The organism is Arthrobacter glycogeni (genome assembly GCF_054510815.1).
In genome coordinates, this window is record NZ_JBTNDV010000009.1 from 120,013 (window position 1) to 134,036 (window position 14,024).

Consider the following 14,024-nt stretch of genomic DNA (forward strand, 5'->3'; position numbering starts at 1 on the left):
GGAGAAGGGTATTCTGCCGAGGGCGCCGGGGGCCACGTCGCTGTGGCAGTCAGTCCAGTGTGGGCGGTGGCCCTGGACGCTAGGGGCGGGAATCCTTATCCCTTGGCGTGTCCGATGTCACTTCCGTTTCCGGAAGGTGTTCCCGACTGCCGTTTGTTTCGACGAGATTACCACGGGTAGTGGATTTCGTTTCCTCTGTGTCCGTCACATGGGCATTGACCTCCGAGCCGGAGTCGGAGCCCGAGCCGGAGTCGGAGTCGGAGCCCGAGCTGGGCTCAGCGTCGTCCAGTGCCGGCTCCCGGCCGGGGAGATACAACGACGGCGTGTCGGCGCCCTTGCGTTTGGCCCCGAGGTAGATCAGGACGCCGATGGCCCCCAGCAGGACCAGGATGCTGGTCCACACGTTGAGGCGCTGGGTGACACCGAACAGGGTGACCAGTTCGGCGTCGTCAATCCGCAAGGCCTCAATCCAGACCCGGCCCGCTGTGTAGAAGGCAGCGTAGGCCCAGAACATCATGCCGCCACGGAGCCGGAACCGCTTGTCGAGCAACAGCAGCAGCGCGACGCCGGCGAGGTTCCAGAGCATTTCGTAGAGAAAGGTGGGGTGGAAGAGCGTGTCAATAGGGACGCCGTCGGGGAAGTTGGGATTCTCGGGGTCGATTTCCAGTCCCCAGGGCAGCGTGGTGGGCGCGCCGAAGAGTTCCTGGTTGAACCAGTTGCCCAACCGTCCGATGGCCTGCGCCAGCAGGATACCGGGTGCCGCCGCGTCGGCGAAGGCGCTGAGGCGCACACCCGACCGGCGGCAGCCGATCCATGCGCCAACGGCGCCGAGGGCGATGGCGCCCCAGATGCCGAGGCCGCCTTCCCAGATGCGGGGGATGCGGGAGAGGTCACCGTCGGGCCCGAAGTAGGCGTCGGGTGAGGAAACCACATGGTAGAGCCGCCCGCCGAGGATGCCGAAGGGGATGGCCCAGATGGCGACGTCCCAGATCACGTCCGGGTTTCCGCCGTACCGCTTCCAGCGCGCGATGGTGAGCAGGAGGGCGAGGACAATGCCCGCCAGGATGCACAGCGCGTACGTGTAGAGGGTGAGCGGGCCGAGGCTGATCGACGCCCATTCCGCTGGTGGACTGGGAATACTGGCGGGAAGCATCCCGATGGTGCTCACGATTCGCATGGGTTAGCTCTTTCCAGTTCCGCTGCTGAGATCTTTGGTCAGTGCTGCGAGGGCGGGGATGCCGCCGTCACGGAGGGCGACGACGAGGGCCGTTCCCACGATCACGCCGTCCGCGTAGGCGGCGATCTCCTTGACCTGGGCGGCAGTGGAAACCCCCAACCCCACGCAGGCGCGGTTGGCGCCCGCACCGTGGGCAGCGTCGACCACGGCTCGTGCCGCCGAACTGACTGCCGTGCGCGCGCCGGTGATGCCCATGATGGAGACCGCGTAGACGAAGCCGCGGCTCGCGTTGACAGTGCGTTCCATGCGTTCCGGGCTGGTGGACGGGGCCACCAGGAAGACCCGATCCAGGCCGAACTCGTCGGAGGCGGCCATCCATTCAATGGCCTCGTCAGGGATCAGGTCCGGCGTGATCAGGCCCGCTCCCCCGGCTTCGTGCAGGCGCTGGGCGAACTCGCGGACGCCGAGCTGCATGACAGGGTTCCAGTACGTCATGACAAGGACCGCGGCGTCGGTCTGGGCGGTGATGCCCGCGACGATGTCGAAGATCTTGTCGACGGTGAACCCGTTCTTCAGGGCCTGCACCGTGGCGTCCTGGATCACCTGGCCGTCCATCACGGGATCGGAGTAGGGAATCCCGATCTCGATCAGGTCCACCCCGTTCTCCGCCATGGCCACTGCCGCGTCGATGGTGGTCTGCACGTCGGGGAAGCCCGCGGGCAGGTACCCGATCAGCGCGGCCCGCCCTGCGTCCCGCGCGCGATCGATCGCTGCAGCAGCTTTGCTGGTGGTCTGGGTGGTCACAGCTGCTCTCCGTCCTTTCCGATTTCGGCTTCAGCGCTGTCATCGGGCAGCAGGTCAAAATACTCGGCGGCGGTCGCCACATCCTTGTCCCCACGGCCGGAGAGGTTGATCAGGACAATCTTCCCGGCCGGGTCACCGCCCTCGGCGGCGAGACGCTGGCCCACCTTGATGGCGCCCGCGAGGGCGTGGGCTGTCTCGATGGCAGGAATGATTCCCTCGCTACGGCACAGCACCCGGAAGGCGTCCATCGCTTCGGCATCGGTGATCGGCTCGTAGCTGACCCGGCCAATGTCTGCCAGGTAGGCGTGCTCGGGGCCGACGCCGGGGTAGTCGAGTCCAGCCGAGATCGAATGCGACTCGATAGTCTGGCCATCATCGTCCTGCATCAGGTACGAGCGGGCACCGTGCAGCACACCCGGGCGTCCGAGGGTAATGGTCGCGGCGTGGCGTCCGCTCTCGACGCCGTCGCCGCCCGCCTCGAACCCGTAGAGGGCCACCCCGGGATCGTCGAGGAAGCCGTGGAACATGCCGATCGCGTTTGACCCGCCACCGATGCAGGCGCAGACAGCGTCCGGCAGCTTCCCGGTTTCGGCCAGCATCTGCTCGCGGGACTCTTCGCCGATGACCTCGTGAAAGTACCTGACCATCGACGGGAACGGGTGCGCTCCGGCTGCGGTGCCCAGCAGGTAGTGGGTGGTGTCCACGTTGGCCACCCAGTCGCGGAGGGCCTCGTTGATGGCGTCCTTGAGGGTTTGCGACCCGCTCGTCACGGGAATCACCCTGGCGCCGAGCAGCTCCATCCGCGCCACGTTCAGGGCCTGACGGCGGCAGTCCTCGGCGCCCATGTAGACGACGCATTCGAGGCCCATCAGTGCTGCGGCGGTGGCGCTGGCCACCCCGTGCTGACCGGCACCGGTCTCGGCGATGACGCGGGTCTTGCCCATGCGCTTCGCGAGGAGAGCCTGGCCCAGCACGTTGTTGATCTTGTGCGAACCGGTGTGGTTGAGGTCCTCGCGCTTGAGGAACACCCTCACCCCACCGGCATACTCGGCGAACCGCTTCGCCTCGGTCAGCAGGGACGGCCGGCCCGCATAGGTCCGGTTCAGTTCGGCTACCTGGGCGGTGAACTCGGGATCGGCTTTGGCCTTGTCGAAGGTGTCTGTGAGCTCATCGAGGGCTGCGATCAGTGACTCGGGCATCCACCGGCCGCCGTACTCACCGAAGTACGGTCCCGGCGCGTGGCGGAGGCTGCCTGTGGGATTGAGGAAGGCCTCGGCGGTACCTTCGGTGACCTCGGAGGGTGCGTTGGCTGCCTGTGGCGAATCAGTCATGAGCTTGCCTGTCCTGTTGTGGTGGTGGTGCAGCGTGCCGGTTACTACGCGGTGGGCTGGTCCTGGAGTGCCAGTCGCGCGCTGTGGCCGGCGTCAAGGAAAGCGACGATGGTGTCTGCGGGGTTGTTGTGGCGGACCAAGGCTTCGCCCACCAGAATGGCATCGGCGCCGTCGGAGGCGAACCGGCCGACGTCGGCCACATCCCGCACGCCCGACTCGGCGACAATTACTGTGCCGGCCGGAATACCGGTGGCCAGCGGCGCGAACACTGACCGGTCAATGTCGAGCGTCTTGAGGTTACGCACGTTGATCCCGATGATCCGTGCCCCCACGGCGACGGCCCGTTGCACCTCATCGCGGGTGTGGGTTTCGACCAGGGCGTTCATGCCAAGCTCGTGGGTCAGGGCCAGGAAACGGCGCAGTTCCTCGTCGGTCAGGGCCGCGACAATCAGCAGGATCAGGTCGGCGCCGTGGGCCCGGGCCTCCCAGATCTGGTATTCGTCGACGGTGAAGTCCTTGCGCAGCAGCGGCAGGTCTACGGCTGCCCGGACGGCATCCAGGTCGGCGAGTGAGCCGCCGAAGCGGCGCTGTTCGGTCAGGACGCTGACGACGGCGGCGCCGCCCGCTTCGTAGCGGGCTGCCAGTGCGGCGGGGTCGGCGATGTCGGCCAGCTGACCCTTGGAGGGGCTGCGACGTTTCACCTCGGCGATCAGCGTGATTCTTGAGCCGTCTCCGCTGAGCGCCGCGTGGGCGTCCCGGACCGCACCGGCGGCACCGGCGTCGTCGCGCAGCAGTGCAAGCGGGCGGGCCGCAACGCGTGGGGCGAGGTCCTCCCGGACGCCGGCAATGATGTCGTCGAGAACGCTCACCTAGTCGTCTTTGTCCTTCAGCTTCGATCCGCCGACGCCAAAGCCGGCCCGCTTCATGACGAAGCCGACGGCGAGGCCGACCACCATCACGGCGATACCAATCCAGAACAGGACGGTGCCGGCCGTGAAGTTCCCTTCGGTGCTGGCGAAGACGTAGGCGAAGGAGGACACGGCGGCGCCCGCCAACATGATCAGGACACAGGTCCACGCCGCGGGGCTGTTGCCGTGGCCGATGGTCTCATCGTGCATCGAGGCGTGGTTTTCCCTCGAGTTTTCCGGGTGCTCTGTCGCGGCGGTCCGGGTGGATGCGTTGGCTGTGGCGTCTTTGGCCATGATGACTCTCCTTGAAACTGGTCTGGTGTCCATTCTGCCATTAGTTCAGGACGACCGTGGTCTGCCCTCACTGGGTCAGCTGGTGGGATCTTTCCCCTTGGTGAGCTGGTCCCAGCTGTCGATCTCGTCCGAATGTGCTGTGGTTGTCCGTGCCGTCGGATTCTCGGCGGCGACTTTTTCGTAGCGGGTGGAACGGTTCCAGCTGCGGCCGGCGATCAGCATCCACACGGCAGTGCCCGTGAGCAGCACTCCCGCGGCGGCCGCCAGCCAGGGAAACGCAGTGAGAACGAGTTCGGCGCCGCTGCCGGTGCTGACCCCGATTGCCTCCCCAATGGCTGGGGCTGCGGCGCCCGCCGGGTCGGCTACCACCCGGATGCTGTTCCACACGATGCCCACACCGGCGATGAGCAGAATTGCAACCACCAGAACCCGTGCGATCCGCCCGGCGATCGACACTGCCAACGCAGCCGCCAACGCGACGAGGGCGAAGGCGGTGACCGCCGTGGCGGCGTCGCTGCCCGGGATCTGCAGGTCCGGGGTCTGGACTGCGTCCTGCGGCAACACGACTGTCAACCAGGTCCGGGTGGTGCTGGCGAACGCGGCAAGCGAGAACAGGACCGTCGCGAGGATCACAGTGCCCTTCCGCTGCCACGCGGAGGGAGCATGTGGCGTGCGATCGGGTGTGTCTGGTTCGGTGCTCATGGGACCTCCACCTCGTGAAGCTCGTCGGCTGCGGTGACTGTTCTGAGGCTTGACGCGATCAGGGCCGCCCGCAGGGGTGCTGCCGCCTTATTGACTGTTTCCTGTGCTTCGTCTTCGAGGACCGAGTCGGCGACTATTCCGCCGCCGGCCTGCACGTACGCTCGTCCATCCCGGAGCAGCGCGGAGCGGATCGCGATGGCCAGGTCCATGTCGCCGGCGAAGTCGAGGTAGCCGACCACACCGCCGTAGATGCCCCGGCGGTGTGGTTCCACTTCGTCGATCAGACGCAGCGCCCGGGGTTTGGGTGCCCCCGAGAGTGTACCGGCGGGGAAGGTGGCGGCCAGGACGTCGTAGGCGGTTTTGGTGGGGGTCAGGGACCCGACGACGGTCGAGACGAGGTGCATGATGTGGCTGAACCGCTCCACCTCCATGAACTGGGTGACGTCAACGGTGCCGGGCACGCAGACCTTGGACATGTCGTTGCGTGCCAGATCCACCAGCATGAGATGTTCGGCGCGTTCCTTCTCGTCGGCCAGGAGCTCGTCGGCCAGGGCCCGGTCCTGGTCGAGGGTCTGCCCGCGGGGCCGGGAGCCGGCGATCGGGTGGGTGATGACGTCCTTGCCGGTCACTGTGACCAGCGCCTCCGGGGAGGACCCGACAATCGAGTATTCCCGCCCGTCGGCATCGGCCAGGCTGAACAGGTACATGTAGGGGCTGGGGTTGGTGTTGCGCAGCACCCGGTAGACGTCAAGTGGTGACGCCTGGCAGTCAAGTTCGAAACGCCGCGAAATGACTACCTGGAAGACGTCACCGTCCACGATGGCCCGTTTGCCGCGTTCAATGGCGGCCAGGTATTTGCTCTTATCCCACCGTTCGTCGACGCGGGAGAGCAGCTCCGCGGTGTCCACGGACCCCCGCTGCAGGACCGAGACGGGCTGTTCGGCTGCCTCGCCCAGCTTGGTGAGCATCCCGCGGATCCGTTGGACGGCGTCATGCCAGGCTTCGTCCACCCGGTCGCTGGAGTCGTCGAAGTTGATGGCGTTGGCCACCAGGGTGAGGGTTCCCTCGGAATTGTCGTGGACTGCCATGTCAGTCACCAGACACATGGCCAGTTCGGGCAGGAACAGATCGTCTTCGGGCGGGCTGGTGAGGCGCTCCCAATGACGGACCGATTCCCAGCCGATGAACCCCACCAGGCCGGAGGTGAACGGCGGCAGCTGATCGAAACGGCGGGTGCGGAGGGCCTCGATGGTTTGGCGCAGGGCTTCGACCGGGCTGCCCGACGTCGGGACGCCGGCGGGTGGCTCACCCAGCCAGTGCGCTTCGCCGTCGAGGCTGGTCAGGGTGGCCCGGGAATGGGCGCCGATGAAGGAATACCGCGACCAGACCCCTCCGACAGCAGCCGACTCCATCAGGAACGTCCCAGGCTCGCCATTCGCGAGCTTCCGGTAGATGGCGATCGGGGTGTGTGCGTCGGCCAGGACCTTGAGGTGCACCGGGACGACCCGGCGCTCCCTGGCGAGCTCGCGGAACTCGGTAAGGCTGGGGCTGATGACTCCAAGTTCCTGCATAAAGATGAGTGTTCTTTCGGGTGGCGGCGGGAAAGGACTAGTGGGAGGTGCTTTGGGCGGGGTTTATGGCTGGGCGCTGGTCGGGGTTCTGCCCGATGACGACGTCGAGGTCCCGGCCATCGAAGCAGGTCCGGGTGCCGGTGTGGCAGGCAGCGCCAACCTGATCGACGCCGATCAGGAGGGCGTCGCCGTCGCAATCAATGGCCGCCGACTTCACCCACTGGGTGTGACCGGAGGTGTCGCCCTTGCGCCAGTAGGTGCCGCGGGACCGCGAGAAAAAGGTGACCCGCCCAGTGGTGAGCGTGCGGCGGACCGCTTCGTCGTCCATCCAGCCCAGCATGAGGACCTCACCCGAATCGTGCTGCTGGATCACTGCGGCAACCAGCCCGGCTGAGTCACGTTTCAGGGCTGCGGCGATCGCCGGATCGAGGGTGTTCCCCGCGGTCGAATCGGGCGCTGGTGTGGTGCTGGTCTGTGATGGCATCGTCTTCGATTCTATCGCGCCCGACGTCCACCACCTGACGTTGGACTGCAGGCGATTGGACCGCCCTTTCCGCGGGTTCTTCGTGTCATTCGGTCCCGGATCGTGCTAGTTTCAGCAGTGATGCAATATGTAGAACCGTCCCGCGAAGTGTTGGCCGAAACACTTCTCGCTGCAGGGCCGCACTCGCCGACTCTGTGCGATGGCTGGCAGACCAAAGAGTTGGCGGCACACCTGTACCTGCGGGAACACCGGCCAGCCGTCAGCCTCGCCATGGTCATCAAACCCCTGGCAGCCGTGTCGGATCAGTCGGTACGAAAGATGGCGGCCAAAGCCGAGTCCGCCGCAGGGTATAAGAAGCTCGTCGACGACTTCCGCGCAGGCCACCCCTTCTACTCCCCGCTTAAGCGGTCAAAATCTCTCGACGCCAGCGCCAACCTGATCGAATACTTTGTGCACACCGAGGATGTCCGCCGCGCGCGGAGCCGGTGGGCGCCGCGGGCCCTCGACGAGGACTACTCGAACGCGCTTTGGGATGAACTGATCAAACGCGCCGCTATCCTGTACCGCGGGGTGGACCTGGGCATCGTGCTGGTCCGTTCCGACGGGCCCCGCCACGTCGCCAAACGCGCTCCCGTCTCCGTCGCCATCAAAGGCGAGCCGGGCGAGCTCCTCATGCACGCCCACGGCCGCACCCGCCACGCCCTCGTGACCTTCGAGGGCCAGCCCGACGCCGTCGCACTGCTGGACAGCGCCGAGGTCGGCCTCTAACCCCCTGAACTTGTCCCGGCGTCCCGCCGCCGGAAACTTTGCGCACGTGTGGCGGGTTGGACCCGACCTAACCCGCCACGTCTGCACATTCGTTTGAGATTACCCACCACTGCTGCGCAAATCCTGTCGGTGTCGGGAACCCCAGCCGAACCGCACGCAGAGGCGGGCGCCGAGAGCGTTAAAGTCGCCTGACAGCGTTGGGTACCGTCGGCTGACCTCCCGCGACACCATCAGCAACGGCTGGAGCTCAAAGGTGCGGGTTTCCCCGCCAGCGGGGCAGGGATGACCGCCTAGCGGACAGGGAAGCCCGCGTCGCTGATGGCCTTCTTCACCTGCGCAATGGCATCCAGTGGTCCGAAGTGGAATACCGACGCCGCTAGTACCGCATCGGCACCGGCTTCGACGGCGGGCGGGAAATGCTCCGGTAGGCCAGCTCCGCCAGAGGCGATGAGCGGCACGGTGACGGCGGCGCGGACCGCCCGGATCATTTCCAGGTCAAACCCGGCCTTCGTACCGTCGGCGTCGATCGAGTTGAGCAGGATCTCGCCCACCCCCCGGTCGGCAGCTTCGCGGGCCCATTCCACTGCGTCGATCCCGGTCCCCTGCCGGCCGCCGTGCGTCGTCACTTCGAAGCCCGACGGCGTCCCACCGCCGGAGACGCGCCGCGCGTCGAGCGACAACACCAGCACCTGCGACCCGAAGTGGCCGGCGATCTCGTCAATGACCGCCGGACGGCTGACCGCTGCAGTATTGATGGACGCCTTATCCGCGCCGAACCGCAGCAGCTTGTCGACGTCGGCAATCCCACGGACTCCCCCGCCCACCGTCAACGGGATGAACACTTCCTCGGCGGTGCGGGCGACAACGTCGAACGTCGTGTCCCGGTTACCCGAGGACGCGGTGACGTCGAGGAACGTGAGTTCGTCGGCCCCGGCCCGATCGTACCGGTGAGCTAGCTCAACCGGGTCGCCGGCGTCGCGCAGATCGGCGAAGTTGACGCCCTTGACGACGCGTCCGGCGTCGACGTCGAGACACGGGATGACACGAATGGCTACACCCATGACAGCGGCCTAGACCCTGCAGGCGTGGATGGTGCTGACCAGGATGGCGCGGGCGCCCAGCTCGTAAAGCTCGTCCATGACCTGGTTGGTCTGGTTGCGGAGCACCATGGACCGGACGGCCACCCAGTCTGAGTCGCGCAGCGGGGAAATCGTCGGGGATTCCAGGCCGGGCGTCAGCGCTGCAGCCTGGTCGACCAGGTCCTTGCGGATGTCGTAGTCCATCAGTACGTACCGGCGTGCCACGAGCACACCCTGCAGCCGGCGGATCAGCACATCGAGGCCGGCCGGCGCGTCGCCGTTGCGGCCGATCAGGACCGCCTCACTGCGCAGGATCGGCTCGCCGAAGATTTCCATTCCGGCGGCTTTGAGCGTGTTACCGGTCTCGACGACGTCGGCGATGGCGTCGGCGACGCCGAGCCGCACTGAAGACTCGACGGCTCCGTCGAGCCGCACCACCGTCGCCTCGACTCCGTGATCCGTCAGGTACCGGCGCAGAAGACCGTCGTAGCTGGTGGCGAGCCGCTTGCCGTCGAGCTGCGCGACATCGGTGAAATCCCCTACCGGGCCGGCGAACCGGAAGGTCGATGCGCCGAACCCCAGCGTCAGCCGCTCCTGGGCGTCGACGTCGGCGTCAAGAAACAGGTCGCGGCCGGTGATGCCGACGTCGAGCGTTCCGGCGCCCACATAGACCGCGATATCGCGGGGGCGGAGGAAGAAGAATTCGACCCCATTATCCGGATCCTCAAGGACCAGTTCGCGGGTGTCGCGGCGCTGACGGTAGCCGGCCTCGGCGAGCATGGCTGAGGCGGCTTCGGACAGGGCGCCCTTATTGGGTACTGCTACACGGAGCATGGGGTTTCTTTCGCTGAGGTGTTCGAGGGGAATCTGCTGCTGGCGGCACTCATCTCCGGGGTGGGACGGTGCCTAGAGATGCTTGTACACGTCGTTCAGCGTCAGACCCTTGGCGATCATCAGGACCTGCAGGTGGTACAGCAGTTGGGAGATTTCCTCCGCGGTTGCCTCATCCGATTCGTACTCGGCGGCCATCCACACCTCGGCGGCCTCCTCAACAACCTTCTTGCCGATGCCGTGGACGCCCGAATCGAGTTCGGCGATGGTGCGCGATCCGTCGGGGCGCGCGACGGCTTTGGCGCTGAGTTCGGCAAAGAGTGTTTCGAAGCTTTTCACAGAGCCAACGTTACTGGGTTGGCGGCGCTGAGCCTCATTCGGCGGATTTCGTGTGACACAGCTCTAGCCCTGCCACGCCCCGAGCGCGGCGGCGGTGGTCAGTGCCGCGGCGACCGACTCGTACCCCTTGTCTTCGCTGGATCCGGGCAGCCCGGCACGGTCAAGCCCCTGCTCTTCGGTGTCGCAGGTCAGGACGCCGAATCCGACCGGCTTCCCGGTCCGGACGCTGACGTCGGTCAGGCCGGAGGTCGCGGCCTGGCAGACATAGTCGAAGTGCGGGGTGCCGCCGCGGATGACGACACCGAGCGCCACCACCGCGTCGAAGTGCGGAGCCAGCCGCGCGGCAGCGACAGGAAGCTCGAAGCTGCCGGGAACCCGCACCACCGTTGGGTCGACGCCCGCGTCGCGCGCGGCGCGCAGGGCGCCGTCGAGCAGCCCGTCCATGATCTCCGTGTGCCAGCTGGCGGCGACGACGGCGAGGCGCAGGTGCTGCGCTCCGGCAAGGTGGCTGAGGTCGATGGGTGGTGCGCCGTGGCCGCTCATAAGGGTCTCTTTTCGGTGTGGTGATTAGGAGGTGTGGTGATCAGGAGGGGTGGGCTTAGCTTTGCTGGAGCCCGTGGTCTTCAAGCTGGGTGAGCCGGTGGTTGAGCCGGTCCCGTTTGGTCTGCAGATACCGCTGGTTTTCGGCCCGCGCTGGCACCACCGCGGGCACCATCGCGGTGACCTCGATGCCGTGCTCCAGCAGTTTGTCGCGCTTCTCGGGGTTGTTGCTGAGCAGTCGGATCGCGCCCAGGTCCAGCTGGTGGAGGATCGCCGCTGCCGCCTGGTAATCGCGGGAATCGACCGGCAGGCCGAGCTGCTCGTTGGCTTCAACAGTGTCGGCTCCGCCTTCCTGCAACGCGTAGGCCCGCATCTTGTTGGCCAGGCCGATCCCCCTGCCTTCCTGGCCGCGCAGGTACACCACCGTGCCGCCCTGTTCGGCGACCAGTTGCAGCGCCTGTTCAAGCTGCTCACCGCAGTCGCACCGGAAGGAGGAGAAGACGTCTCCGGTGAGGCATTCGGAATGCAACCGCACGAGCGGGGCCTCGGCGCCGGCCGCGCCCTTGCCACCCGGCGATGAAAGGCTCAGGTGTTCGACTCCGGTCACCTCATCGGTCCACGCGCGGGTGGTGAACTGCCCGAAGGCCGTCGGGAGGGTGACCACCGGCCCGCCGGTGACGTTGGCGGTGTTCATCGTGGGTCCCTCTCCTCTACATCGGGGGTGCCTGACGTAGCCAGGTAGCTCAGGAGGTCTTTGATGGAGATCAGGGGCAGGCCGTGGGCGTCGGCGAAGTCCCGCAGGGCGGGCAGGCGCATCATCTGCCCTTCGTCATGCACCAGCTCGGCGATTACCGCCGCCGGCTCGAGGCCGGCCAGGGTGCACAGTTCGAGGCCGGCCTCGGTATGGCCTGGACGTTCGCCCACCCCGCCAGGCTCGCCGCGCAGTGGGAATATGTGCCCCGGACGGGTGAGGTGCGCCGCCGTCGTTGTCGGATCGGCGAGCAGGCGTGCGGTGACCGACCGGTCGGCTGCGCTGATCCCGGTACTCACGCCCTCCGCCGCGTCGCAGGAGACGGTGTAGGCGGTGCCCTTGGCGTCCTCGTTGACGGCGGTCATCGGCGGCAGCAGGAGCCGGTCCGCGGCAGCGCCGGAAATCGGCACGCACAGCACCCCCGAGGTGTACCTGACGGTCCACCCGACCAGTTCCGGGGTGGCGAACTGGGCGGCGAAGATGATGTCGCCCTCATTCTCGCGCCGCTCATCATCGACGACAACGACGGCGCGGCCCGCGGCTATCGCTGCGACAGCTGCTGGCACGGCGTCCATCCGGATGGACCCCGTTACCGGTTCGGTGTCGTGGGCGGTCATGGCTGCGGCTCGGCGATGGCCGGCGGAACCGTCGGTTTCTGGACTGCAGGTCTGAGGACCGCGGGTTTCTGGACTGCTGGTTTCTGGATGGGGATTGTCTGGGTGTTCGGCGACTGCCACGCCGGCAACATGAAACTCATCAGCCGTTCAGCGTATTTGGCCAACACATCCATTTCCAGGTTCACCGAATCCCCGGTTTGCTTCAGGCCCAGACTGGTTTCCTGCAGCGTAGTGGGAATCAGTCCCACCTCGAACCAGGGGTCGGGGGCGGAAACGGGGCTGACAGCGCTGACCGTGAGCGACACGCCGTCGACAGTGATGGACCCCTTCTCCGCTGCGTAGCGGGCCAACCGGGTCGGCAAGCCGAACCGCAGCCGGTGCCAGGCGCCCTGGTTCTCCCGCTCCAGCAAGGTGCCGATACCGTCGACGTGACCCTGGACCACGTGTCCGTCCAGCCGACCGGCCGCCGGGACGCAGCGCTCAAGGTTGACCGCGCTGCCTGCGGCCAGGGACCCGGTGGTGGTTCGCAGCAGGGTCTCGCCCATCACGTCGACGGCGATCCTGCCGCCATCGATGCTGGTGGCGGTGAGGCAGACGCCGTTGACGGCGATCGAGCCGCCGAGGCCCAGATCCTGGCCGGTGGTTGGTGCGTCGAAAACCAGGATGGCGCTGGTCTGGTCCGCGGAGACGTCCAGTGAGACGACGCTGCCCTGTTCGGCGACTATTCCTGTGAACATGTGGTGGGTCCTTTGCTGCTGGGTGTCGTCTGCGACGGGGTCTGATGGCCGGCGGGTGCCGGGCTGAAGCGGAGGCGCATGTCCTTGCCGCACTGCATGAGCGCGCCGCCCCCGTGGTGGTCGAGCTCCCAGGTGCTGGCATCCCGGAGCGAGCCGATCCCGAGGGACTGGACAGCTGGCGTACCGCCGCCGAGTAGCAGGGGTGCCTGGTAAATGACCAGTTCATCGACCAGCCCTGCGGCGAGGAATACGCTGGCGATTGTGGGACCGCCCTCGATCATCAGGTGACCCACGCCCTCGTCGTACAGGTTCTGCACCGCTGCCCACGGATCTCTGGTGCTGAGCTGACTGAACCGGGCGCCACGGATCGCCGCATCCTCCGGGACCGGGCGCAGTCCCATGGCGACGCGCAGGGGCTGCCGGGCCACATCGGACCCATCAGAGTGCCGCGCCGACAAGGCTGGGTTGTCAGCGAACACGGTGCCGGTGCCGACCAGCACCGCGTCGGCCCGCCCCCGGATGGCGTGCCCGTCGGTGCGTGACTCGGGGCCGGTGATCCACTGGCTGGTGCCGTCCGCTGCCGCGACCCGCCCGTCGAGGGTCTGGGCAATCTTGAGGGTGATGAAGGGGCGGTGCGAGCTGGTGGCGTCGCGCCACCGGCGGTTCATCCGGTGCGCTTCGTCGGCCAGCAGTCCCCCGACCGTGTCGACGCCGTGGTCCCGGAGCGAGCCGGCGCCGCCAGCGGCCGGGCCGTGGACGTCGTCGGCGGCGTACACCACGCGGACGATCCCCGCCACGGCAATAGCATCGGTGCAGGGTCCGGTGCGTCCGGCGTGGTTGCAGGGTTCGAGCGTGCAGACCAGCGTGCAGCCCGTGAGGTCGGCACGCCGGGTCGTGGCATCGGCTAGAGCATCGACTTCCGCATGCGGGGTACCGGCTCCCCGGTGGTAGCCAGCGCCGATGGTGGCACCACCCTCATCAAGAATGACCGATCCCACCAAAGGGTTGGCGCCGCGCACACCTTGGCCCGCCAACTCGAGGGCGTGGCGCATCGCCCGGGTTTCGGCGTCGGACGCTGGCTGGTTCACGGT

The 14,024-nt window shown here is 67.1% G+C and carries 17 protein-coding genes; 1 reads left to right on the plus strand and 16 read right to left on the minus strand.

What is annotated here, in order from left to right; translation table 11 throughout:
• Positions 1 to 79 precede the first annotated feature (79 nt).
• The 8 genes from lgt to hisI form a co-directional block, all read right to left on the minus strand.
• The gene (gene lgt / locus ACX80G_RS11315; protein ID WP_459307740.1) at positions 80 to 1,177 is read right to left on the minus strand and encodes a prolipoprotein diacylglyceryl transferase; all 1,098 of its coding nucleotides are present in this window, start codon (positions 1,175 to 1,177) and stop codon (positions 80 to 82) included.
• Positions 1,178 to 1,180: 3 nt separating this feature from the next.
• Positions 1,181 to 1,981: a tryptophan synthase subunit alpha gene (trpA, locus tag ACX80G_RS11320; protein WP_459307741.1), complete on the minus strand. Its 801-nt coding sequence runs from the start codon at positions 1,979 to 1,981 to the stop codon at positions 1,181 to 1,183.
• Positions 1,978 to 3,312, minus strand: coding sequence for a tryptophan synthase subunit beta (gene trpB / locus ACX80G_RS11325; protein WP_459307742.1), 1,335 nt, complete (start codon positions 3,310 to 3,312; stop codon positions 1,978 to 1,980). Before trpB ends, trpA begins: the two co-directional genes overlap by 4 nt.
• Before the next feature lie 44 nt (positions 3,313 to 3,356).
• Entirely contained in the window at positions 3,357 to 4,181 is an 825-nt protein-coding gene (gene trpC, locus ACX80G_RS11330; protein ID WP_459307743.1) for an indole-3-glycerol phosphate synthase TrpC, read from the minus strand.
• Positions 4,182 to 4,514, minus strand: a complete 333-nt coding sequence (locus ACX80G_RS11335) for an HGxxPAAW family protein (RefSeq protein WP_459307744.1) — start codon at positions 4,512 to 4,514, stop codon at positions 4,182 to 4,184.
• Between the two features lie 75 nt (positions 4,515 to 4,589).
• Complete coding sequence (locus tag ACX80G_RS11340; RefSeq protein WP_459307745.1) at positions 4,590 to 5,216, minus strand: Trp biosynthesis-associated membrane protein; 627 nt, start codon at positions 5,214 to 5,216, stop codon at positions 4,590 to 4,592.
• A complete protein-coding gene (locus tag ACX80G_RS11345) occupies positions 5,213 to 6,787 on the minus strand; it encodes an anthranilate synthase component I (protein WP_459307746.1) in 1,575 nt (524 codons plus the stop codon). The genes ACX80G_RS11340 and ACX80G_RS11345 overlap by 4 nt, the downstream gene beginning before the upstream one ends.
• 37 nt (positions 6,788 to 6,824) lie before the next feature.
• Positions 6,825 to 7,271: a phosphoribosyl-AMP cyclohydrolase gene (hisI, locus tag ACX80G_RS11350; protein WP_459307747.1), complete on the minus strand. Its 447-nt coding sequence runs from the start codon at positions 7,269 to 7,271 to the stop codon at positions 6,825 to 6,827.
• Positions 7,272 to 7,391: 120 nt separating this feature from the next.
• Between hisI and ACX80G_RS11355 the strand changes: the two genes are divergently transcribed.
• Positions 7,392 to 8,039, plus strand: a complete 648-nt coding sequence (locus ACX80G_RS11355) for a TIGR03085 family metal-binding protein (RefSeq protein ID WP_459307785.1) — start codon at positions 7,392 to 7,394, stop codon at positions 8,037 to 8,039.
• Between the two features lie 290 nt (positions 8,040 to 8,329).
• Here the strand turns inward: ACX80G_RS11355 and hisF are convergent, their stop codons facing one another.
• The 8 genes from hisF to ribD all read right to left on the minus strand — a co-directional run bounded on the left by hisF (position 8,330) and on the right by ribD (position 14,021).
• On the minus strand, positions 8,330 to 9,100 hold the full coding sequence (gene hisF / locus ACX80G_RS11360; protein WP_459307748.1) for an imidazole glycerol phosphate synthase subunit HisF: 771 nt from the start codon (positions 9,098 to 9,100) through the stop codon (positions 8,330 to 8,332).
• A 9-nt stretch (positions 9,101 to 9,109) separates the two neighbouring features.
• Positions 9,110 to 9,952 (minus strand): ATP phosphoribosyltransferase, encoded by an 843-nt coding sequence (gene hisG, locus ACX80G_RS11365; RefSeq protein WP_459307749.1) that lies wholly within the window; start codon positions 9,950 to 9,952, stop codon positions 9,110 to 9,112.
• Between the two features lie 72 nt (positions 9,953 to 10,024).
• Positions 10,025 to 10,288, minus strand: coding sequence for a phosphoribosyl-ATP diphosphatase (locus tag ACX80G_RS11370; protein WP_459307750.1), 264 nt, complete (start codon positions 10,286 to 10,288; stop codon positions 10,025 to 10,027).
• Between the two features lie 63 nt (positions 10,289 to 10,351).
• Positions 10,352 to 10,831, minus strand: coding sequence for a 6,7-dimethyl-8-ribityllumazine synthase (gene ribH, locus ACX80G_RS11375; protein WP_459307751.1), 480 nt, complete (start codon positions 10,829 to 10,831; stop codon positions 10,352 to 10,354).
• A 55-nt stretch (positions 10,832 to 10,886) separates the two neighbouring features.
• Positions 10,887 to 11,522: a GTP cyclohydrolase II gene (ribA, locus tag ACX80G_RS11380; protein ID WP_459307752.1), complete on the minus strand. Its 636-nt coding sequence runs from the start codon at positions 11,520 to 11,522 to the stop codon at positions 10,887 to 10,889.
• Positions 11,519 to 12,196, minus strand: a complete 678-nt coding sequence (gene ribB / locus ACX80G_RS11385; RefSeq protein WP_459307753.1) for a 3,4-dihydroxy-2-butanone-4-phosphate synthase — start codon at positions 12,194 to 12,196, stop codon at positions 11,519 to 11,521. The genes ribA and ribB overlap by 4 nt, the downstream gene beginning before the upstream one ends.
• Entirely contained in the window at positions 12,193 to 12,933 is a 741-nt protein-coding gene (locus ACX80G_RS11390; RefSeq protein WP_459307754.1) for a riboflavin synthase, read from the minus strand. The genes ribB and ACX80G_RS11390 overlap by 4 nt, the downstream gene beginning before the upstream one ends.
• Positions 12,918 to 14,021 (minus strand): bifunctional diaminohydroxyphosphoribosylaminopyrimidine deaminase/5-amino-6-(5-phosphoribosylamino)uracil reductase RibD, encoded by a 1,104-nt coding sequence (gene ribD / locus ACX80G_RS11395; RefSeq protein ID WP_459307755.1) that lies wholly within the window; start codon positions 14,019 to 14,021, stop codon positions 12,918 to 12,920. The genes ACX80G_RS11390 and ribD overlap by 16 nt, the downstream gene beginning before the upstream one ends.
• Positions 14,022 to 14,024: the final 3 nt, after the last annotated feature.